Here is a 21,841-nt window from a genome sequence, read left to right on the forward strand (position 1 = left end):
GCGATCAGATCTTCGGGAATGGTCGGCAGCTCACGATCGGCGGCCTGGCTCGTCTTGGTTCTACGTGGCATGACATGCTCCTTGGCGACATGTTATGCCCTAAACACAAAATTTCTGACGGGCCCCTTGCGCCTCGGCCGCGCCTATCCGGTGTGGCCGCTCCTCGATTCCCAGGAAAAATAAAAGCTATGAAAATGCTCTCGATCACGAAGAGCCTGGTTGCCGCTACCGTGGCACTGGGCGTGGTGGCTGCCGGTAACGCATCGGCACAGGAACAGACCGTTCGTCTGGGTACCGTCAGCGGGCCCGATGCCGAAGTCTGGCAAGTGGTGCAGAAAGTGGCCAAGAAAAACGGCCTGAACGTGAAGATCGTGGAATTCAACGACTACGTGCAGCCGAATGCGGCACTCGATGCTGGCGACCTGGACGCCAACAGCTTCCAGCACCAGCCGTATCTGGATAGCCAGATCAAGCAGCGCGGCTACAAGATGGTCAGCGTGGGCTACACCTACATCTCGCCGCTGGGCATCTACTCGAAGTCGCTGAAGTCGCCGAAGGACCTGCCGCAAGGCGCCAAGGTGGCCGTGCCCAACGATCCGTCGAACGAAAACCGCGCGCTGCTGCTGCTGGCCGCGCAAGGCGTGATCAAGCTGAAACCGGGCGTAGGCACCAACGGTGTGAACGCCACGCCGCTCGACATCGCCGAGAACCCGAAGAAGCTCAAGTTCGTGGAACTCGACGCCGCCCAGCTGGCCCGTGCGCTGCCCGACGTGGCCGCCGCCGTGATCAACACGAACTATGCACTGGCCGCCGGCCTGCAGCCGACCGCGAATTCGATTGCGCTGGAAGACATCCACAGCCCGTACGCGAACGTCATCGTCGTGCGCACGCAGGACAAGGACAAGCCCTGGGTGAAGAAGCTCGTGGCTGCGTATCAGTCCGAGGAAGTGCGCCAGTTCATGAAGACGCAGTTCAAGGGCGCGATGGTGCCGTCGTTCTAAGCAACGTCGACACGCATTCTTGCAGCAAGCGAAACGGCAGCCTCAGGGCTGCCGTTTTTGCATCTATTCATATTCGAATTGGTTCGTTCGCATCGCGGTGGCACGACGCTAAGGTATGTCATCGCTACACGCCCCGGAGATTCATTGTGTCCACACCGCTCAAAGTCGTCGCCGTCAATGGCAGCGCCCATCAACCTTCGCGCACGCTGGTGCTGATCCAGGCGCTGCTGGCCGAGCTGGACCAGCGTCTGGTGCTGGATGCGCAGATCGTGGACCTGAGCGAGATTGCACGCCCGCTGGGCGCCGCCCTGACGCGCGACGAGCTGCCGGCCGACATCGAGGCGCAGATCGCAGCCATCGAATCGGCTGACCTCGTGATTGCCGCCGCACCGGTCTATCGCGGATCGTTCCCCGGACACTTCAAGCATCTGTTCGACCTCGTCGGCATGAACGCGCTGGTCGACAAGCCCGTGCTGCTGGCCGCCACAGGTGGCAGCGACCGCCACGCGCTGGTGCTGGAGCATCAGCTGCGACCGCTGTTCAGCTTCCTGCAGGCGCTGACGCTGCCGATCGGCGTGTATGCCGCGACGGCCGATTTCGATGGGTATCAGGTTGGCAACGGCGCGCTGGCCGAGCGCATCAAGCTGGTCGCGGATCGGGCCGCGCCGCTGTTCGGGGCGTCAGCAAGGCAGTTGCGACGCGTGGCTTGAGGGTTTGGTTTTTGGTTTTGATTTTCTGATTTTGATTTGCTCCCCTCTCCCGCAATGCGGGAGAGGGGTTGGGGGTGAGGGCAATGCGGCTCTGCTTGCCGACTGATCGCAATTTGAACCGCCAGGCCCTCACCCCCGCCCCTCTCCCACTTCGCGGGAGAGGGGAGCAAACAAGCGACGCGGGAGAGGGGAGCCAAAACAAGCGGTGCGGACTAACTCTTACCCCGCAATCACCGCCGGCAGCCGGTCATTCACCCAATCCCGCGTCTTCTCATACGCCGCAGCCAGGCGCAGCACGCTCAGATCATCGCGTGGCCGGCCGATCAGTTGCATGCCCATCGGCAAGCCATCCGCATTGAATCCCACCGGCACGCTGATCACAGGGCAGCCCGACAGCGTCCACGCCACCACCACTTCCATCCACCGGTGATAGGTGTCCATCTGCCGGCCCTTGATCGATTTCGGCCAGTGCTCGTTCACATCGAACGGAAACACCTGCGCCGTGGGCACGGCGATGTAGTCGAACTGCTCGAACATGCGCAGCAACGCCTGATACCAGGCACTGCGCTGCGTGCTGGCCGCGTACAGGTCCGACGCCTTGAGGTCGAGCGAACCCTCGATCTCCCAGATCGCCTCGGGCTTCAGTTGCGCGCGTGTCGACGGATTGGTGTAGAGCCCAAGCCGTGCATTGCCGGTCAGGAAGTGCCGGTGCGCAAGCCATGTCTGCCAGATCTTCTCCGGCGGATAGGGCGGCTGGATTGCGTCGACCTTCACACCGAAATCGGGGAAGAAACGCAGGGCCTGCTCGCACAGCGCCAGGATGCCGTCTTCCATCGGCAGATAACCGCCCCAGTCGCCCAGCCACGCCACGCGCTTGCTAGACAGGTCGGCATCGAGCACGCCGCCGACGTTCTGCGGCGTCAGCGTGCCCAGCACCGGATCTTCGGGCAGCGCCTGCGGCGTGCGGGGATCGGGGCCTGACTGCGTAGCCAGCAACAGCGCCAGATCCGCGACATTGCGGGCCATCGGGCCCTCACAGCCCAGTTGCGGCATGAACAGCTCGGGCGCCGGGCCGTACGGCACGCGTCCCGACGACGGACGGAATCCGTACACATTGCAGAACGCCGCCGGATTGCGCAGCGATCCACCAAAGTCGCTGCCGTCGGCAACGGGCAGCATGCGCGTGGCCAGCGCCGCCGCCGCGCCGCCGCTGCTGCCGCCCGCCGATCGCGTGGGGTCGTACGGATTGCGCGTGGCGCCGTATACCGGGTTGAACGTGTGCGAACCCAGCCCGAACTCGGGCGTGTTGGTCTTGCCGATCAGGATTGCCCCGGCATTGCGCATGCGTTCGACGATGACCGAATCGCTGGCCGGCACGTTGTCCTTGAAGATCGGCGACCCATACGTCGTGCGAATGCCGCGCGTCATCGCCAGGTCCTTCGGCGCCTGCGGCATGCCGTGCATCCAGCCCTTTGACTCGCCCCGCGCCAATGCATCGTCGGCGGCCTGGGCCTCGCGAATCAACGCATCTTCGTCCTGCAGCGCCACGATGGCATTGCAGCCCGGATTCACGGCGGCAATGTGCGCCAGATAGGCCGCCATGACCTCGCGGCTCGACACCTGCTTCGTATGGATCGATTCGGAAAGCTGCCGCGCAGACAGCATGACGAGGGGGTGGGGGCGGTAGGTGGTGGCAGTCATGAACGTCTACCCTCAAAGCCTCTCGGCATGATGCCGGACATGGTCGGCCATGAATGTCGAGATGAAGTAGTACCCGTGGTCGTAGCCCGCGTGGCGGCGTAGCGTCAGCGGTTGTCCGGCTTTTTCGCAGGCGGCCTCGAAGGCTTCGGGGTGGAGCTGTTCGGCCAGGAATTTGTCGGACAGTCCCTGGTCCACCAGGATGCCGGCGGGGAATGGTGCCGATGCCTGCGCGGCCATCAGGGCGGTGGCGTCGTGCTGGGCCCAGCGGTTGCGGTCTTCGCCGAGGTAGCCGGTGAACGCCTTTACGCCCCACGGGCATTGCGACGGTGCAGCGATGGGCGCGAACGCCGAGACCGAGCGGAAGCGTTGCGGATACCGCTGTGCCAGCACCAGCGCGCCGTGGCCGCCCATCGAATGGCCGAAGATGCCGACGCGGGCGGCGTCGGCGGGCAGTTCGCTGGTGACCAGGTGGAACAGTTCGTCGGCCACGTAGCTTTCCATGCGCCAGTGCATGCGCCATGGTGCCTCGATGGCGTCGACATAGAACCCGGCACCCACGCCGAAGTCCCAGGCGTCAGCCTCGCCCGGCACGTGTGCGCCGCGCGGGCTGGTGTCGGGTGCCACCAGGATCAGGCCGTGCTCGGCGGCGTACTGCTGGGCGCCGGCCTTGATCATGAAGGTTTCCTCGGTGCAGGTCAGGCCGGCGAGGTAGAACAGCGTGGGCAGCGGTTTGGCGTTGGGAGCCAGCGCCTGCGGCGGCACGTAGGCCGAGAACCGCATCGGCAGCCCGATGGCCGCCGACTGGTGCTGGTAGAAGCGCTGCACGCCGCCGTGGCAGCCGTGTTCGGACAGCAGTTCCATGGGCCGGTGCCTCAGTACAGGACGACGGAGCGGATCGACTCGCCGCGCTTCATCAGGTCGAAGCCTTCGTTGATGCGATCCAGCGGCAGCGTGTGCGTGATCAGGTCGTCGATGTTGAGCTTGCCTTCCATGTACCAGTCGACGATCTTCGGCACGTCGGTACGGCCACGTGCGCCGCCGAAGGCCGAGCCCTTCCATTCGCGGCCGGTCACGAGCTGGAACGGACGCGTCGAGATCTCGGCGCCGGCTTCGGCCACGCCGATGATGATCGACTTGCCCCAGCCCTTGTGGCAGCACTCCAGCGCCTGGCGCATGACCTGCGTGTTGCCGATGCATTCGAACGAGTAGTCGGCGCCGCCATCGGTCAGTTGCACGATGTGGTCCACCACGTTCGGGACGTCCTTCGGGTTGATGAAATGCGTCATGCCGAACTTGCGCGCCATGGCTTCGCGGCCCGGGTTCAGGTCAACGCCGATGATCTTGTCGGCGCCCACCATCTTGGCGGCCTGGATCACGTTCAGGCCGATACCGCCCAGGCCAAACACCACCACGTTGGCACCGGCTTCCACCTTGGCCGTGAACAGCACGGCGCCTACGCCCGTGGTCACGCCGCAGCCGATGTAGCAGACCTTGTCGAACGGGGCGTCCGGGCGGATCTTGGCCAGCGCGATTTCCGGCACCACGATGTGGTTGGCGAACGTCGACGTGCCCATGTAGTGGAAGATCGGCTTGCCGTCGATCGAGAAACGCGACGTGCCGTCGGGCATCAGGCCCTTGCCCTGCGTCGAGCGGATGGCCTGGCACAGGTTGGTCTTGCGCGACAGGCAGAACTTGCACTGGCGGCATTCCGGCGTGTAGAGGGGGATCACGTGGTCGCCCGGCTTCAACGACGTCACGCCGGGGCCTACGTCGGTGACGATGCCCGCGCCTTCATGGCCCAGGATGGCCGGGAAGATGCCTTCGGGGTCGGCGCCGGACAGCGTGTAGTAGTCGGTGTGGCAGATGCCCGTGGCCTTGATTTCGACGAGCACTTCGCCGGCGCGAGGACCGTCGAGGTCCACCTCTTCAACGGTGAGCGGGGCACCGGCTTTCCAGGCGATGGCGGCTTTGGTTTTCATGAGGCAGGCTCCTGTGCGAATGAGGTAGGGCGGCATGCGGGCCGCCGACACGGCAAGCACTATACGGGCATCGGCGCGATGCGGCCAGACCGGCGCGCGATTATCGGCTGCCGCGCGCGCTGCCCGGCATCACGGCGTCGCGCGGCGGCTGCGCGGACAACTGTCCTTCATGCCGCCGGCCGAGCCACCAGCCAAGCCACGCCCAGGCGATGGCGAGCGCGGCGCCGGCCAGCGCCACAGTGGCCGGATGGCCCGACAGCGCATCGATGGCGGTCTTGACCCAGGCGCTCACCGCGTCGCCGGCACGATAGATCGCGGTATCGATGACGTTCTTGGCCTTGTACTTGGTCTCGGGGTCCACCACGGTGAATAGCATCTCGCGGCCCGGCCGCAGCAGCGCGTACTCGCCCACGCGCCGCACGATCATCGCGGCGGCCAGCACGCCGAACGTGGGCCACATCGCCAGCACCAGGAAGCCGACAGTCACCGCCAGCGGCACGGCGGTCAGCAGCGCGGCCACGCCGTAGCGCCTGGCCACGCGGCCCGAGAAGAAGATCTGCACCAGGATGGTCAGCCCCTGCACCGTGGCGTCCAGCGCGCTGAACACCTGGGTCTGCTGCGCGCGCGTGGGAAACGCTTCGGACACCAGCCGCGCCTGCTCGAAGTACAGGAAGGTGCTGGCCGTGGCCAGCAGGATCACGAACAGGCTGATACCCAGCAGATAGCGCGACCGCATGACCAGCACCAGCCCGGCCCACAGGCCGCCGCCCACGGGCTGCGCGGGATCTTGCCCGGCCGGCGATGGCCCATCGACCAGGCCGGCGCCCATCCGGCGCCGCCAGCGGAACAGGAAGCCCACACCGGGCAGCGTGGCGGCCAGCAGCGCGGCCGACAGCAGCATCAGGCCGGTCAGCCCGATGCCGCCCACCAGCCAGCCGCCCAGCACGGGGCCGGCCAGCCCGCCCGCGCTGGCCCCGGCCGCGATCAGCGCGAACAGCCGCCGTGCCTGCTCGGGCCGGAATACATCGGCCATCAGGCTCCACGCCACCGACACCACGAACAGGTTGAAGACCGACAGCCATACGTAGAACACGCGCGCCAGCCAGACGTTGTCGGGCACGGCCCGCGTGGCGAACGCGAAGGCCAGCAGGTTGGCGATGAAGAAACCGTAGACCCAGGGCACGAAGCGCCGGCGCGGCAACCATTTGCAGCACGCGCCGTAGAACGGGATGGCGGCCAGCATTACCACGAACGTGGCTGTGAACAGCCACTGCAGGTTCTTGACGCCGCCGGCGATGCCCATCGTCTCGCGCACGGGCCGCAGCATGAAGTAGCTGGCGAACAGGCAGAAGAAGAACAGGAACGCGGCCGCCACCGCCGGCATCTCGCCGGCGCGCACACCCAGCAGCCGGCCGGTGCGCGGCGGGTCGGGATTGGGCTCCGGCGTATGCATGGCGGCGGCGGGTCAGGCCAGGGCCGCCGCGATGCGTGCGCGCTCGCGTGTATCGGGCATGCGACCGAACGCGGCGCCCAGGTTGTCGGCCATGTTCTTCGGCTTGGATGTGGCGGGTATGGCGGCGGTGACGGCCGGATGGCTGACGATGAACTTCAGGAACAGCTGCGCCCACGACGTGCAGTCGACCTCGCCGGCCCAGTCGGGCACCGGCTTGCCGCGCACCGCCGAGAACAGCCGGCCGTCCTGGAACGGACGGTTGATCAGCACCGCCACACCGCGCTCCTCGCACAGTGGCAGCAGCACCTTCTCGGCATTGCGCTCGCCGAGCGAATAATTGACCTGCAGGAAGTCGAGCTTTTCGGCGCGCAGGATCTTGGCCAGTTCCTCGTGCGCGTCTTCACGGTAATGCGTGATGCCGACGTAGCGCGTCTTGCCCTGGTCCTTCCATTGGCGCACCAGCTTCAGGTTGTCGCGCCAGTCGATCAGGTTGTGCACCTGCAGCAAGTCCACGCTGTCCGAGTGCAATTCCATACGCGAGCGTGTGAACTGGGTCATCGCATTGGCAGCGCTGGTGGATATCTTGGTGGCCACGAAGGCCTTGCTGAGTGCGTTGGCGGACTGCAGCAGGTCGCCCGTCACGGCCTCGGCGGCGCCGTAGCTTGGCGCGGTGTCGATCACGGGATTGGGAATGCGCTGCAGCAGCATGGCCATGACCTCGGTCAGCGGCGCGCGCTCGGCGGAGTCGCGGCCGACGTTGAACGTGTCGGCGGTGCCCATGCCGATCACGGGCAACTGCTCCCTCGTGCCCGGGATCTTGCGGCGCATCGGGGCTTCCACGGTGGCGGCCTGGGCGGCGGCCAGCGCGGACCCGGCTGGCAGCGCGGCCAGCGTGGCGGATAGCCCAAGAAAGGTGCGGCGGTCGATCGGCATGGCGTCTCGTCCCTTGGCGGTGGTCCCAGCAGACGTTAGCGCGTGCGGCAGGCGAAGTAAACCACGGCGCGGGTCGGGCCCGATTGCAAAAAAGCGGCGCCCACTGAACAATCGGCCGACCTTTGTCCATCCACCAGCGGTCATCCACCCAGAAAGAGGACCGGATCGTGATATCGAGCTTGCCCGGCGTGCTGTTCGACGGCGTGACATACGGCAGTCTGTTGTTCCTGATCAGCATCGGCCTGTCGGTGACCATGGGCCTGATGAACTTCGTCAACCTAGCGCACGGTGCCTTCGCGATGCTGGGCGGCTACGTGGCCGTGGTGCTGATGAACCGGCTCGGCGTGCCGTTCCTGGCGGCGCTGCCGGTGGCATTCCTGGGTGCCGCGCTGGCCGGCTGGCTGCTGGAGCGCACGCTGTATCGGCGCCTCTACCGGGCCAGCCACCTGGACCAGGTACTGTTTTCGATCGGCCTGACCTTCATGGCCATGGCTGGGGCCACATGGTTCTTCGGGCCCGGACAGCAGCCGGTGGTGCTGCCCGATTTCCTGATCGGACAGGTCAGGGTGGCCGGGCTCGACGTGGGCGCCTACCGCCTGTTCCTGCTGGCCGTGGTGATCGTCATCACGCTGAAGCTGGGCTGGCTGGTGGCCCGCACGCGCTTTGGCGCGCAGATACGCGCGGCGGTGGACAACCAGCAGGCCGCCACCGGCCTGGGCATCGACGTGGGCCGCGTGTTCAGCCTGACGTTCGCGCTGGGCTCGGGGCTGGCAGGGCTGGGCGGCGGCCTGGGCATCGACGTGCTCGGGCTCGATCCCACGTTTCCGCTCAAGTACATGGTCTACTTTCTGCTGGTGGTGGCCGTGGGCGGGGCGGGCAGCATCCGCGGATCGCTGGTGGCCGCCATGGTGCTGGGCGTGGCCGACGTGGCCGGCAAGTACTACGTGCCCGCGATTGGCGCCTTTGTCATCTACGCGATGATGGTGCTGTTGCTGGTGGCGTTTCCGGCCGGTCTCTACGGGAGGCGCGCCGCATGATGCCGCATCAACTACCTGACGGCCGCTGGCACCCGGCCGAAATCGTGTTCTGGCTGCTGCCGGTGGCGCTGTTCTTCGCGTTGCCCGACTACCTGATCCTGGGCAGTCAGATCCTGATCGTGGGGCTGTTCGCGTTGTCGCTGGACCTGATCCTTGGCTACGCGGGCATCGTCTCGCTGGGCCATGCCGCCTTCTTCGGCTTGGGGGCGTACACGGCGGGCCTGCTGGGCGCGCACGGCTGGGGCGAGCCGCTGTCGGGGCTGGTCGCGGCGGCGGCCGTGGCCGCCTTTGCCGGCTGGCTCTGCAGCTTCCTGGTGGTGCGCGGCGGCGATCTCACGCGGCTGATGGTCACGCTGGGCATCGGGCTGATGCTGTTCGAGGCGGCCAACAAGGCGGCGTTCCTGACCGGTGGTGTCGACGGGTTGTCCGGCGTGACGATGCAGCCGTTGCTGGGCATGTTCGAGTTCGACCTGTATGGCAAGACCGCCTATGTCTACAGCCTGGTGGTGCTGTTCCTGATGTTCGTGCTGGTGCGGCGCATCGTGGCGTCGCCATTCGGCCTGTCGCTGCGCGGCCTGCGCGAAGGCGCGCGGCGCATGCCCGCGCTGGGCGCCGATGTGCCGCGCCGCCTGCGGACGGTGTTCACGGTGGCGGCGGCCATTGCCGGCGTGGCGGGTGGCCTGCTGGCGCAAACCACGCAGTTCGTGGGCATGGATGTGCTGGGCTTTCCGCGCTCGGCGGAATTGCTGGTCATGCTGGTGCTGGGCGGCACGGGGCGTCTCTACGGCGCGCTGATCGGCGCGGCGCTGTTCATGATCGCGCAGGACGTGCTGGCCGGCATCAACCCGGTTTACTGGCAGTTCTGGATAGGCCTGCTGCTGGTGCTGATGGTGCTGTTTGCGCGGGGCGGCGTGATGGGTGCGATCGGTGCCTGGGCCGCACGGCGGCGCGCGGCGGCGATCGAACGGAGGGCCGACGCATGACCGCCACGCTGCGTACCGAGGGGCTGTGCAAGTCTTGGGGCGCGTTTGCCGCCAATACCGATATCTCGCTGACGTTTGAACCGGGCGCGCGTCACGCGCTGATCGGGCCGAACGGCGCGGGCAAGACCACGCTGATCAACCTGCTGACAGGCGCCTTGCCGCCGTCGGCGGGGCGCATCTGGCTGGGCGAGCGCGATATCACCGCGCTGCCGCAGCATGCACGCGTGAAGCTGGGCATGACGCGCACGTTCCAGATCAATACGCTGTTTCCAGGGCTGACCGTGCTGGAGTCCGTGGTGCTGGCCGTGGCCGAGCGCACCGGCGCGTCGCGCATCTGGGCGCGCACCGTGGCGTCGCAGGCGGCGCTGGTGGACGAGGCCATGTCGGTACTGGCGCTGCTGCGGCTGGACCGCGACGCCGACGCCGAAACGCGGCATCTGCCCTACGGCAAGCAGCGCCTGCTGGAAATGGCGCTGGCACTGGCCACGCGACCGTCGATCCTGCTGCTGGATGAACCGGCAGCGGGCATTCCGGCCGGCGACAGTGCCGAGCTGTTCGCGGTGATCGCCAACCTGCCGCGCGATATCACCATCCTCTTCATCGAGCACGATATGGACCTGGTGTTCCGCTTTGCCGAGCGTATCTCGGTGCTGGTGGGCGGCAGCGTGCTGACCGAGGGCACGCCCGCCGAGATTGCCGCCGACCCGCGCGTGAAGGAGGTGTATCTGGGGGAGGCCACCCATGACTGAACTGCTGCGCGTGCAGGGCCTGAGCGCCGGGTACGGCGAAGCCGTGGTGCTGGACGGCGTGGATCTGTCACTGGATGCCGGCGACAGCCTGGCGCTGCTGGGCCGCAACGGTGTGGGCAAGACCACGCTGCTGGCCACGCTGATGGGCTTTACCCGCGTGCGCGCGGGACAGGTGGCCTGGCTGGGTGGCGACCTGCTGCGCATGCCGTCACATCGCCGTGCGCAGGCGGGCATTGGCTGGGTGCCGCAGGAGCGCTGGATCTTTCCGTCGCTGACCGTGGCCGAGCATCTGTCGGCCGTGGCCCGGCCCGGGCAGTGGGATGTGGCCAGGATCTACCGCACGTTCCCGAGGCTGGAGGAACGGCGCCGCAATCTTGGCAACCAGCTATCGGGCGGCGAGCAGCAGATGCTGGCGATTGCCCGCGCGCTGATGGTCAACCCGGCGCTGCTGCTGCTGGACGAGCCGATGGAGGGCCTGGCGCCGATCATCGTGCAGGAATTGCAGCGCGTGATTGCCAGCCTGATCGCCGAAAGCGGCATGGCCGTGATCGTGGTGGAGCAGCACGCGCGCCTTGCGCTGTCGATGACGCGCCAGGCGCTGGTGCTGGATCGGGGCCGCGTGGTACACCGCTCGGACAGCGCCAGCCTGCTGGCCGACCCGCCGCTGCTGGACCGCCTGATGACGGTGCGGCAGGGCGACGAGGTGGCCTAGGGATGGGGGCTGGGGTTTGAGGCTTGGGACTTGAGGCGCGCTACGGCTTCAGGCTGCTGTAGAAGGCCGCCAGGTTCTCGATGTCGGCATTGCTGAGCGGCTTGGCCATCATGCTCATCATCTCGTCCTTGCGCGCGCCGGTCTTGTAGTCCTTGAGCGCCTTGACCAGGTACTGCTCGACCTGGCCCGCCAGGTGGGGTGCCTCGGGCAGCTTCGACTTGCCGTCGAGGCCGTGGCAGGTCTGGCACTGCATTGCCTTGGCGCGGCCGGCCTGCACGTCGCCGGCCAGCGCCGGTGCGCTGGCCCAGGCCGCCGCCAACAACAGTGCAGTGCCACGGCGTACGCCCGTCATTTCGCGCCCGAGTACGAGATGCGGTAGATCGCGCCCGCGAAATCGTCCGAGACCAGCAGCGAACCGTCCTGCAACTGCTGCACGTCCACGGGGCGGCCCATGTATTCGCCGTTCGGCGTCAACCATCCTTCGGCGAAGATCTCGGACTCGCCCACGCTGCCGTCAGGCTTCACGGCGGTATAGACGATGCGCGCGCCAATCGGCTTGGTGCGGTTCCAGGAACCATGCTCGGCCGCGAACACGCCGCCCTGGTACTTGGCCGGGAACATCTTGCCGGTGTAGAACGACATGCCCAGGTCCGCTGCGTGAGCCGCGTATTCCACCACCGGGAAGACCACGTCCTTGGGCGGCTCCTGGTCCTTGTACTCGGTGGTGCGCACCTTGCCGCCGCCATACCACGGGAAGCCGAAGTTCTGGCCCGCCTTGGTGGCATGGTTCAGTTCGCCGGGTGGCTGGTCGTCGCCCATGCCGTCCACCTGGTTATCGGTGAACCACAGCGTCTTGTCGGCCGGGTTGAAATCGAGCCCCACCGAATTGCGCACACCCAGCGCGTAGTTCTCGCGGTTCTTGCCGTCCTGGCCGATCCGGATGATGCCGGCCAGGCCATTCTTGTTCAGCGCGGCCAGCTTGTCCTTGGGCGGTACGTTCCAGGGCTGCCCCAGCGCGATATAGAGCTTGCCGTCCGGGCCGACCCGGCATGCGCGGGCGCCATGGTTGAAGCTCTCGAATTCGACGGGAATCAGCTTGCCTTGTGGCACCACCACGGCGGCGGCCACGTCGGACCCGCCCTCGCCGAAGAACTGCGCGGCCGGGAAGGCCAGCACGCGGTTCTGCTCGGCCACGTAAAGGATGCCGTCCGGCGAGAAGCAGACCCCGTTCGGTACCTTGAAGGTGATGGCGCTGGCAAACTGCACCACGTCATCGGCCACCCGGCGCTTGGTCCGGTCGGTGACCTGCCAGACGCGGTTCTTGCGCGTGCCGACGAAGACCACGCCCGTCGACGGCTCCACGGCCATATGGCGGGCCTCGGGCACTACCGCGAACAACTCGATCTTGAAGCCCGGGGGCAGCTTGATGGCCTTCAGGTTCTCGCGCAGCGCGTCGGCTTTCTTGCCGTCCTGCTGGATCTTCTCGGCGGGCGCGGCACCGGTCTGCTTGAAGTTCTGGAGCTTCTGCAGGTTGTCGGTGGGGGCGGCGAACAGGGGGGGGGCGGCCACGAACAGCGACGCGGCCAGGGCAATGGCTGAGCTCTTCATCGTGATGTCTCCTGGTTCTTTTCGTGAAGCTGCTGGCGGCGCGCACACGCCGCCAGACAAGGTTAGGACAGCTTTTCCGCCAAGGGAATTACACAATCCTGACATCTCGATGAAAGATTTCGAAGCTACTTGCCCGAGTCCTTTACCCCGTCGAACTTGTCGAACTCGACGTTGTAGAGCTCGCCGCGCACCTTTTCCACCTTGCGGATGTAGACGGTCTGGATCACATCGCGCGTGGCCGGATCGATCGTGATCTGGCCGCGCGGGCTTTGCAGCTTCATGCCCTTCAGCGCCCCCACGAACTTGTCGCCGTCGGTGGCGCCGCCGGTCTTCTTGAGCGCCTCGTAGATGGCGGCCATGCCGTCATAGGCGGCCACGGCCATGAAGTTGGGGCGTCCGGCGCCCGGATTGGCCTCGGCAAACGCCTTCAGGAAGGCCTTGTTTTCCTTGGAATCGTGCGCTGCGGAATAATGGAACGACGTGATCACGCCGAGCGTGGCATCGCCCATGGCCGGCAGCACGTGGTCGTCGGTGAGGTCGCCGGTGGCGATCACGCGAATGCCGGCATCGGCCAGGCCGCGCTCGCGGAAGCCCTTCATGAAGGCCACGCCCTGCTCGCCGGCCGGCAGAAACAGAAACACCGCTTCTGGACGGGCATCTTTGATGCGCTGGATGAATGGCGCGAATTCGGGGTTGCGCAGCGGCACGCGGATCGATTCGACCACCTGGCCGCCGCCGCCCAGGAAGTTGGTCTTGAACGCGGTCTCGGCGTCGATGCCGGGCGCGTAGTCGGCCACCAGCGTCACCACCTTTTTGATCTGGTTGCGCACGGCCCACGTGGCCATGGGCGCGGAGATCTGCGGCAGCGTCATCGACACACGGGTGATGTAATTCGACTTCGTGGTGATGATCGACGACGCGGCATTGAAGATCACCATCGGCTTCTTCGCCTGTTCGGCAACCGGCGCCACGGCCAGCGCCTCGGGTGTCAGCCCGAAGCCGGCCAGGATGTCCACCTTGTCGCGCACCACCAGTTCCTGCGCCAATCGCTTGGCCACCTCGGGCACGGGGCCGGTGGTGTCCTTCACGATGATCTGGATCTTGCGGCCCGCCACGGTGTCGCCGTTCAGCTTCTGCCAGGCCTTGATGCCGCCTTCCATCTGCTTGCCATAGTCGGCGAAACTGCCCGAGAACGGCGCGATCAGGCCAATCTTGACCGGATCGGCAGCACTGGACAGCGGGGAATGCGTGAGGACGGCAAGGGCGCCGCACGCCATCATGGCGCGCCGCAGCGGACTGAACGTCATGGATTTCTCCCGAAAGTGCAGCATCGGACGGCTGCATCGATCAGGGAGTGTAGGAGGGGGAGGGGGTTTGTGCTAGTCCGGGTTTGTATGGTTCCCCGGGGGGGCCTCTTGTTTTCTCCCCTCTCCCGCATGGCGGGAGAGGGGCGGGGGAGAGGGTCGGCAGTCCAAATTGCGACTTGTCGGCAAGCAGAGCCTCAAGCCCTCTCCCCCAACCCCTCTCCCGCAAGCGGGAGAGGGGAGCAAACCATCAGCCAATCAAACCATCAAACCACCGTTGCCAGCGCCAGCGTAAACAGCAGCGCCACCACCGAGATGATCGTTTCCGCCACCGACCAGGTCTTGAAGGTCTGGGCGACGGTCATGTTGAAGTATTCCTTGACCAGCCAGAAGCCGCCGTCGTTCACGTGCGACAGGATCAGCGAGCCGGCGCCGGTGGTCAGCACCAGCAGTTCCGGGCGGGTGCCCGGTACGCTGGCCGCGATCGGGGCGACGATACCGGCTGCCGTGGTCATGGCCACCGTGGCCGAGCCCGTGGCGATGCGGATCATCACGGCAACGAGCCAGCCCAGCACCAGCACCGACACGTTGGCGTGCGTGGCCACGTCGACGATGGCCGTCGAGATGCCCGAGTCGCGCAGGATGCGGCCAAAGCCGCCGCCGGCACCCACCACCAGCGTGATGATGGCGGTCGGCGCCACACACTCGTTGGTCCACTTCAGGATCATCTCTCGGTTGAAGCCGCGCGACTTGCCGAACGTGTAGAAGCTGAACAGCGTGGCGATCAGCAGTGCCATCACCGAGTTGCCGATCAGCTTCAGGACGTCGTTGGCAAACGTCTTCGGCGTGGCGATCAGGTCGGCCCAGCTACCAATCAGCATCAGGAACACCGGCAGCAGGATGGTCAGCACCGTGATGCCGAAACCAGGCAGGTTGCCCTTTGCACTGTCGGATTCCTCGGTCAGTTGCTCGGCCAGCGGGTTCACGGCGGGCAGCTTCACGTGCTTGTCGATCAGCTTGGCGAACAGCGGGCCGGCGATGATCGCGGTGGGAATGCCGACGATCAGCGCGTACAGGATGGTGTGGCCCATGTCGGCGCCGTAGGCCTGCACGGCCAGCAGCGCGGCCGGGTGCGGCGGGATCAGGCCGTGCACCACGGACAGGCCGCAGACCATCGGAATGCCCACCAGGATCATCGACGTGTTCGTGCGCTTGGCCACGTTGAACGCGATCGGAATCAGCAGCACGAAGCCCACTTCGAAGAACACCGGCAGGCCCACGATGAACGCGATGACCACCATGGCCCAGTGCACGTTCTTCTCGCCGAAGAAGTTGATCAGCGTCAGCGCAATGCGCTCGGCGCCGCCCGATTCGGCCATCATCTTGCCCAGCATCGTGCCCAGCCCGATGACCAGTGCGATATGGCCCAGCGTGCCCCCGACACCGGCTTCGAACGACTTGACGATGTCGCCCATCGGCATGCCCACGGCAAAGCCCAGGGCCACCGAGACCACCACCAGCGTGATGAAGGGATTGAGTTTGAACTTGGCGATCAGAATCACCAGCGCGATCACGGCGATCAGCGCGTAAATCAAGAGCGTGGTTCCCGTAACGGCACCCATGTCTCGTCTCCTTTTGGCGGTTGCCACCCGACAGGGCGGTCCGCTTCCGCTATGTAAATGCCGCCTTGCCCAGGGTCACCGGTGCGAAAAGCGGCAGGTTGATGAAACTGTTGTGGGCATCGGCTGGCTCGCCGATGACGGCCCTTCAAGCCGTGGGCTTGCGGTAGGCGATGCAGTCCACCTCGACCTTGCAATCCACCACCATGCTCGACTGCACGCAGGCGCGCGCCGGCGGATTGGCGCCGAAGTATTCCTTGAAGATCTTGTTGAACGACGGGAAGTCGCGCGCATCGTCCAGCCAGACGCCGCAGCGCACCACGTGTTCAGGGCCATAGCCGGCTTCGGCCAGGATGGCCAGCACGTTGCGGATGGCCTGGTGGGTCTGCGTGACGATGTTGCCTTCGACTACTTCGCCGTCGACCATCGGCACCTGGCCCGATACGTACAACCAGCCATCGGCCTGTACGGCGCGTGCAAATGGCATGTGCGAGCCGCCCTGGCCCGTGCCGCCTTCGACACCGAATCGTTTGATATCCATGGGAACTCCTGTTTTTGCTGTGTTTTGCTGTGTTGGGTCTTGCGTGGGGCTGGACCGCGGTATCAGGCGGCGCGCGCCTGGCGCGGCAGGAAGCGGCCGGCGCGCACGCCGGTGGCCGCGCGGTGCTGCCAGGTCAGCTCGCCATTGACCCAGACCGCGGCGATGCCTTCGGCCGGCTGCATCGGGTCGGTGAAGCTGGCGGCGTCGCGGATCGTGGCCGGGTCGAACAGCACCAGGTCCGCCCAGTAGCCTTCGCGCACAAAGCCGCGATCGCCCAGGCCGAAGCGTTCGGCCGACAGGCCGGTCATCTTGTTGATGGCTACGGCCAGCGGAAACAGCTCGCGATCACGGGCGTAGTGGCCCAGCACACGCGGGAACGCGCCCCACAGACGTGGGTGGGGCAGCGGGTCGTTGGGCAGGCCATCCGAGCCGACCACCGTGGCCGGGTGGCACAGGATGCGGTCCACATCGGCATCTTCCATGCAGTGATAGACCGCGCCGGCCGGCTGCAGGCGGCGCGCGGCTTCCATCAGGTCCACCTGCCATTCGGCGGCGATATCGGCCAGCAGGCGGCCGCCCATGTCGGGATGGGCCTCGGACCACGTGACCTGGATGTCGAAATCGCTGGTCACCTGCTTGAGGTCCAGCGTCGACGAACTGGCGGTGTAGGGGTAGCAGTCGCAACCCACCGGCTGCCAGCGCTGCGCGGCCTCCAGCGATTGCAGTACTTCGCCGCTGCGGCCCCAGTTGGGCACGCCGGCGCATTTCAGGTGCGAGATCACCACGGGTACGCGCGCATGGCGGCCGATGCGGTAGGCCTCGTCCATGGCGTCGAGGATCTCGGCGAACTCGCTGCGCAGGTGCGTGGCGTAGAGCGCGCCGGCATCGGCCAGCGGTTCGGCCAGCGCCAGCACTTCATCGGTCGGCGCACTGAACGCGTTGGTGTAGGCCAGGCCCGTGGACAGGCCCAGCGCGCCATGCGCGAGCGCTTCTTCCAGTTGCGCGCGCATGGCCGCGATCTCGTCGGCCGTGGCGGCACGGTCGAAGCGGCTCATATGGTTGCTGCGCAGGGCCGTGTGGCCCACCAGCGCGGCCACGTTGACCGACGGCTGCGCGGCGTTCACCGCGTCGACGTAGGTCTTGAAATCGGGATAGCAGAACGCGTCGGCGCGGCCCAGCAGGTTCATCGGGTCGGGCGGATCGCCGGCCAGCGTCACGGGCGCGGCGCTGATGCCGCAGTTGCCCACCACCACGGTGGTCACGCCCTGCGAAATCTTGGGCGTCATGGCCGGGTCGCGGACCACGTTGGTGTCGTCGTGCGTGTGCACGTCGATGAAGCCCGGCGACAGCGCCAGACCGTGGCCTTCCACCACGTGCGATGCGGTATCGGGGTCGATCGAGCCGGCCGCGTCGATGCGGGTGATGCGGCCGTCGCGCATGCCGACGTCGGCCATGCGGGCGGCGGCACCGGAGCCGTCCAGCAGCATCACGCCGCGAATCAGGGTATCGAACAGGTGAGGCATGGTCAGTCTCCGAGCGGCTGGCGGCTGTCGGGCCCGTCGCTGTCATGGCTGACGCCACGATGGGCGTCGAGCACGTATTTCAGCCGGCGCAGCTTTTCCTTGCTTTGCTCCTGCTGGAGCATGGCGCATTGCGTGGCCAGCACGTCCATGACCAGCAGCATCGCGTAGCGCGAGGCCGATGGCTTGAAGATGAAATCGGTCTCCAGCGTCCGCACGGGCAGCAGCACATCGGCGCGTGCCGCCAGCGGCGATCCCAGCGCGGTCACGGCAACCAGCCGGGCGCCGTATTCACGCGCGGTATCGCAACTGGCCAGCATCTCCGGCACGTTGCCGCTGGCGGAAAAGGCCAGCACCACGTCATCGCGCGACAACGTGGCCGCCACCATCTTCTGCAGCAGCGCGTCGTGATAGGTCGCCACCGGCGCGCCCAGCCGTGCCAGGCGGTAGCGCGCCTCGTCGGCCATCAGCGTGGAGCCGCCGCCCATGCCGAAAGCGTAGACCATGCGTGCGCCCAGCAACAGGCGCGCCGCCTCGGCGATGCGTTCCGGATCGATCAGCTTGCGGTTGACTTCGAGCGTGGTGAGGACGTCGGCATGGATGCGCTCGGCCAGCGAGGCCGGCGAATCGGAATCGGTCGCGGCCGGTGCGGGCTGCAGGAAGCGCGTGCCGACGGCAGTGGCCTGCGCCAGTCGCAGCTTCAGGTCGCGCACGTCGCGGCAGCCGATGGCCTTGGCGAAGCGGGTCACGCTGGCTTCGCTGACGGCCGCCTTGCGCGCCAGTTCGTTGATGCTGGCCGCCGCCGCGCCGCCAAGATCCTCAAGAATCACCTGCGCCACCTTTTGCTCGGCCAGACGCAGCGACGGGCCGCGCTCGGCGATGCGGGTCAGGATGTCAAAGGGCGCGGTCATGGCAGGCGGCGTCGTGCTGTCCGGCCCTTGGGCTGACACAGCGTGTTACTTTCTAACAAGGATGAAATATCGTAGTTTCAAGGCTATGATTACGTCAATCGAATTTTTACAGGGTGATGTCGGCCATGCGTGAAATAAAGTACCAGACAGGAATCATCGATCCGCTGAACAAGGCGCTGGGTCGTCTGGAGGCGCCGCTGGCACCCGCCGAGGCCGGTCAGCCGGGCTGGCAACTGCTGCGCGAGGAACTGAGCCTGCCGGCGGCGGTGCTGTACGAAGATCGACTCGTGCACAACCTGCAGTGGATGCGCAATTTCATGGGCGAATACGGCGTGCAGCTGGCGCCACATGGCAAGACGACCATGGCGCCCAAGCTGTTTGCCCGGCAACTGGCCGAGGGCGCGTGGGGCATCACGCTGGCCACTGCGCAACAAACCGCGGCAGCGGCCGCGCATGGCGTGAAGCGGGTGCTGATGGCCAACCAGCTGGTGGGCCGCCGCAACATGGAGATCGTTGCCGATCTGCTGCGCGATCCGGGCTTCGAATTTTTCACGCTGGTGGATTCCGCCGCGCTGGTGGACCAGCTTGGCGCGTACTTCCGCGAGCGCGGCCAGACGCTGCAGGTGCTGCTGGAACTGGGCGTGACGGGCGGCCGCACCGGCGTGCGCGACGCCGCGCAGCAGGCCGATGTGCTGGACGCGTTGTCGCGCTGGCCCGACGCGTTGTCGCTGGCCGGCGTGGAGATCTATGAAGGCGTGCTGCAGGAAGAGGCCGATATCCGCCAGTTCCTGCGCCGCACCGTGGCCGTGACGCGCGAACTGGCCGCCGCCGGCCGCTTCGGGCGCAGTCCGGTGGTGATGTCGGGCGCGGGATCGGCCTGGTACGACGTGGTGGCCGAGGAATTCGCGCGCACCGATATCGGCGCACCGATCGATATCGTGCTGCGGCCCGGTTGCTACCTGACCCACGACGTGGGCATCTATCGCGCGGCGCAGGAGCGTATCCTGTCCAGCAATCCCGTGGCGCAGAAGATGCGCGAAGGGCTGCTGCCGGCGTTGCAGCTCTGGGCCTACGTGCAGTCGATTCCCGAGGCGCGCCGCGCCATCATCGGCCTGGGCAAGCGTGACGCGGCGTTCGACGCGGGCATGCCGATCCCGGCGCAGCTGTACCGGCCGGGCACGGAAGCCCCGGTGGCGGTGCCGGCCGGCTGGAAGGTGACCGGCATGATGGACCAGCATGCGTACCTGGAGATCGACGCTGGCGACGACGTGCGGGTCGGCGATATGATTGCCTTTGATATCTCGCATCCCTGCCTGACGTTCGACAAGTGGCGCCACATCCCCGTGCTGGACAGCCAGTTGCGCGTCATCGACATCGTGCAGACGTACTTCTGAGAGAGGCGCGCATTCATGAGTATCGATATCCTTGCCTACGGCGAGCCGCTGGTCGAATTCAACCAGCAGCCCGATGATTCCGCCCGCTACCTGCAGGGTTTTGGCGGCGACACTTCAAACTTTGCGATTGCGGCAGCGCGCCAAGGCGCGAGCACCGGCTACGTCAGCGCGGTGGGTGCCGACAGCTTTGGCGAGCGGCTGCTGGCGCTGTGGACGCACGAGCGCGTGGATACGCGCCATGTGAGCATCAATGCCGCGGCGCCCACCGGCGTGTACTTCGTCTCGCACGACAGCCACGGCCACCGCTTCGACTATCTGCGCGAAGGCTCGGCGGCCAGCCGGTATCACCACGAGCAACTGCCGCTGCAGGCCATCGCGCAGGCGCGTTACCTGCATCTGTCCGGCATCAGCCTGGCCATCAGCACATCGGCTTGCGATGCCGGGCTGGCGGCGATGGAGCATGCGCGCAAGGCCGGCGTGCAGGTGTCGCTCGACACCAACCTGCGGCTGCGGCTGTGGTCGCTGGCCCGGGCGCGCGGCATCATGCGCGAGGCATTCTCGCTGACCGACATCTGCCTGCCGAGCTGGGACGACATCACGGTGCTGACCGGGCTCGACGACCGCGACGCGATCGTGGACTACCTGCTGTCATGCGGCGTGAGCATCGTGGCGCTGAAGCTGGGCGAGGAGGGCAGCTATGTGGCCACGCCCGAATCGCGCGCGCTGGTGGAGCCGTATCCGGTGCGCCCGCTCGACGCCACCGGTGCGGGCGACTGCTTTGGCGGCAGTTTCATCGCACGGCTGGCCGCCGGTGCCAATCCGTTCGAGGCGGCGCGCTATGCCAACGTGGCGGCGGCGCTGTCCACCACCGGCTATGGCGCGGTGGCGCCGATTCCTACTGCCGAAACCGTCCTGGCCCGCCTGGAGCGAGGCGTTTCGGTGATTGCCTGAACCGTGTGGGACGCTGGGCGTCCCAACGGTCGAGACCACGAATTTTCAGAAGACTGACATGCAAATCCAACCTTCTCCGCTGATCGAACGCCTGACCAACGTGCCGGTGATTCCCGTGCTGGAATACCACTCGGTCGACGACGCGCTGCATATCAGTGAAGCGCTGGTGGCGGGCGGCCTGCCCATGCTGGAAATCACGCTGCGTACGCCGGTGGCCCTGCAGGCGATGGAAGCTGTAGCCAAGGCGCTGCCGGAGGCCGTGGTCGGTGCCGGCACGGTGCTGACAGTCGAGCAACTGCACGCGGTGCGCGATGTCGGCGCCCAGTTCGCCGTGTCGCCGGGGCTGACCCAGAAGCTGGCCGATGGCGCCCGCAATGCCGGCATTTCGCTGCTGCCGGGCGTGGCCACGGCCAGCGAGGCGATGTTCGCGCTCGAATGCGGGTTTTCGTTCCTGAAGTTCTTCCCGGCCGAGGCGGCGGGTGGCGTGCCGATGCTGAAGTCGCTGCATGGCCCGCTGTCGCAGCTGAAGTTCTGTCCCACGGGCGGTATTGATCTGGCCCGCGCAGCCAACTACCTGGCGCTGCCGAACGTGGTGTGCGTGGGCGGATCGTGGGTGGTGCCCAAGGATGCGGTGGCGGCCAAGGACTGGGGGCGCATCCGCAAGCTCGCCGAGGAAGCTGCGCAACTGCGTGGTCAACCGCGCAAGTAAGGGCAAGTAAGAGCGAGTAAGAATTA

21 protein-coding genes are annotated in these 21,841 nt (G+C 66.5%); 9 read left to right on the top strand and 12 right to left on the bottom strand.

All coding sequences use genetic code 11. The features are described 5' to 3' along the window. Positions 1-188 precede the first annotated feature (188 nt). Together MFF62_RS25150 and msuE are read left to right on the top strand one after the other, a co-directional pair. A complete protein-coding gene (locus MFF62_RS25150; RefSeq protein WP_238265855.1) occupies positions 189-1,001 on the top strand; it encodes a MetQ/NlpA family ABC transporter substrate-binding protein in 813 nt (270 codons plus the stop codon). Positions 1,002-1,147: 146 nt separating this feature from the next. Next, complete coding sequence (msuE, locus tag MFF62_RS25155; RefSeq protein ID WP_238265856.1) at positions 1,148-1,711, top strand: FMN reductase; 564 nt, start codon at positions 1,148-1,150, stop codon at positions 1,709-1,711. Positions 1,712-1,930: 219 nt separating this feature from the next. On the opposite strand, the gene MFF62_RS25160 is transcribed toward msuE, so the two are convergent. The 5 genes from MFF62_RS25160 to MFF62_RS25180 form a co-directional block, all read right to left on the bottom strand. Continuing rightward, positions 1,931-3,412 carry an amidase gene (locus tag MFF62_RS25160; protein ID WP_238265857.1) on the bottom strand — a complete coding sequence of 494 codons (1,482 nt, stop codon included), beginning with the start codon at positions 3,410-3,412 and terminating at the stop codon, positions 1,931-1,933. A 12-nt stretch (positions 3,413-3,424) separates the two neighbouring features. After that, complete coding sequence (fghA, locus tag MFF62_RS25165; protein ID WP_238265858.1) at positions 3,425-4,273, bottom strand: S-formylglutathione hydrolase; 849 nt, start codon at positions 4,271-4,273, stop codon at positions 3,425-3,427. 11 nt (positions 4,274-4,284) lie between these two features. Continuing rightward, entirely contained in the window at positions 4,285-5,391 is a 1,107-nt protein-coding gene (locus MFF62_RS25170; protein WP_238265859.1) for an S-(hydroxymethyl)glutathione dehydrogenase/class III alcohol dehydrogenase, read from the bottom strand. A gap of 100 nt (positions 5,392-5,491) precedes the next feature. Next, entirely contained in the window at positions 5,492-6,844 is a 1,353-nt protein-coding gene (locus MFF62_RS25175) for an NTP/NDP exchange transporter (RefSeq protein ID WP_238265860.1), read from the bottom strand. A 12-nt stretch (positions 6,845-6,856) separates the two neighbouring features. Next, positions 6,857-7,777, bottom strand: a complete 921-nt coding sequence (locus MFF62_RS25180; RefSeq protein ID WP_238265861.1) for an aldo/keto reductase — start codon at positions 7,775-7,777, stop codon at positions 6,857-6,859. 170 nt (positions 7,778-7,947) lie between these two features. Here MFF62_RS25180 and MFF62_RS25185 point away from each other — a divergent pair, with 170 nt between their 5' ends. From MFF62_RS25185 to MFF62_RS25200, 4 genes are read left to right on the top strand one after another with little or no spacing between them, the layout of a single operon-like run. Beyond that, on the top strand, positions 7,948-8,814 hold the full coding sequence (locus tag MFF62_RS25185) for a branched-chain amino acid ABC transporter permease (protein WP_404990837.1): 867 nt from the start codon (positions 7,948-7,950) through the stop codon (positions 8,812-8,814). Then, on the top strand, positions 8,811-9,797 hold the full coding sequence (locus MFF62_RS25190) for a branched-chain amino acid ABC transporter permease (protein ID WP_238265863.1): 987 nt from the start codon (positions 8,811-8,813) through the stop codon (positions 9,795-9,797). The genes MFF62_RS25185 and MFF62_RS25190 overlap by 4 nt, the downstream gene beginning before the upstream one ends. After that, positions 9,794-10,546 (top strand): ABC transporter ATP-binding protein, encoded by a 753-nt coding sequence (locus MFF62_RS25195; RefSeq protein ID WP_238265864.1) that lies wholly within the window; start codon positions 9,794-9,796, stop codon positions 10,544-10,546. The genes MFF62_RS25190 and MFF62_RS25195 overlap by 4 nt, the downstream gene beginning before the upstream one ends. Further along, positions 10,539-11,258, top strand: a complete 720-nt coding sequence (locus MFF62_RS25200) for an ABC transporter ATP-binding protein (RefSeq protein WP_238265865.1) — start codon at positions 10,539-10,541, stop codon at positions 11,256-11,258. Before MFF62_RS25195 ends, MFF62_RS25200 begins: the two co-directional genes overlap by 8 nt. 40 nt (positions 11,259-11,298) lie before the next feature. On the opposite strand, the gene MFF62_RS25205 is transcribed toward MFF62_RS25200, so the two are convergent. The 7 genes from MFF62_RS25205 to MFF62_RS25235 all read right to left on the bottom strand — a co-directional run bounded on the left by MFF62_RS25205 (position 11,299) and on the right by MFF62_RS25235 (position 18,761). Continuing rightward, complete coding sequence (locus tag MFF62_RS25205; protein ID WP_238265866.1) at positions 11,299-11,610, bottom strand: c-type cytochrome; 312 nt, start codon at positions 11,608-11,610, stop codon at positions 11,299-11,301. Next, entirely contained in the window at positions 11,607-12,866 is a 1,260-nt protein-coding gene (locus MFF62_RS25210) for a PQQ-dependent sugar dehydrogenase (RefSeq protein ID WP_238265867.1), read from the bottom strand. Before MFF62_RS25210 ends, MFF62_RS25205 begins: the two co-directional genes overlap by 4 nt. 125 nt (positions 12,867-12,991) lie before the next feature. Continuing rightward, positions 12,992-14,173: an ABC transporter substrate-binding protein gene (locus MFF62_RS25215; RefSeq protein ID WP_238265868.1), complete on the bottom strand. Its 1,182-nt coding sequence runs from the start codon at positions 14,171-14,173 to the stop codon at positions 12,992-12,994. A 263-nt stretch (positions 14,174-14,436) separates the two neighbouring features. Further along, entirely contained in the window at positions 14,437-15,792 is a 1,356-nt protein-coding gene (locus MFF62_RS25220) for a GntP family permease (protein ID WP_238265869.1), read from the bottom strand. A gap of 145 nt (positions 15,793-15,937) precedes the next feature. After that, positions 15,938-16,330 carry a RidA family protein gene (locus tag MFF62_RS25225; protein WP_238265870.1) on the bottom strand — a complete coding sequence of 131 codons (393 nt, stop codon included), beginning with the start codon at positions 16,328-16,330 and terminating at the stop codon, positions 15,938-15,940. A gap of 62 nt (positions 16,331-16,392) precedes the next feature. Continuing rightward, positions 16,393-17,853: an N-acyl-D-amino-acid deacylase family protein gene (locus MFF62_RS25230; RefSeq protein ID WP_238265871.1), complete on the bottom strand. Its 1,461-nt coding sequence runs from the start codon at positions 17,851-17,853 to the stop codon at positions 16,393-16,395. 2 nt (positions 17,854-17,855) lie between these two features. Continuing rightward, the gene (locus tag MFF62_RS25235; RefSeq protein ID WP_238265872.1) at positions 17,856-18,761 is read right to left on the bottom strand and encodes a MurR/RpiR family transcriptional regulator; all 906 of its coding nucleotides are present in this window, start codon (positions 18,759-18,761) and stop codon (positions 17,856-17,858) included. A gap of 125 nt (positions 18,762-18,886) precedes the next feature. On the opposite strand from MFF62_RS25235, the gene MFF62_RS25240 reads away from it, so the two are divergent. Genes MFF62_RS25240 through MFF62_RS25250 form a run of 3 tightly spaced genes read left to right on the top strand, consistent with a single transcriptional unit; the run spans position 18,887 to position 21,815 of the window. Further along, complete coding sequence (locus tag MFF62_RS25240) at positions 18,887-20,155, top strand: amino acid deaminase (RefSeq protein WP_238265873.1); 1,269 nt, start codon at positions 18,887-18,889, stop codon at positions 20,153-20,155. A 15-nt stretch (positions 20,156-20,170) separates the two neighbouring features. After that, a complete protein-coding gene (locus MFF62_RS25245; RefSeq protein WP_238265874.1) occupies positions 20,171-21,106 on the top strand; it encodes a sugar kinase in 936 nt (311 codons plus the stop codon). Positions 21,107-21,164: 58 nt separating this feature from the next. Beyond that, positions 21,165-21,815 (top strand): bifunctional 4-hydroxy-2-oxoglutarate aldolase/2-dehydro-3-deoxy-phosphogluconate aldolase, encoded by a 651-nt coding sequence (locus MFF62_RS25250; protein ID WP_238265875.1) that lies wholly within the window; start codon positions 21,165-21,167, stop codon positions 21,813-21,815. The last annotated feature ends 26 nt before the right edge of the window (positions 21,816-21,841 follow it).

Origin of the sequence: Cupriavidus pauculus, from assembly GCF_022179805.1 — a bacterium.
Classification (GTDB): Bacteria; Pseudomonadota; Gammaproteobacteria; order Burkholderiales; family Burkholderiaceae; genus Cupriavidus; species Cupriavidus pauculus_E.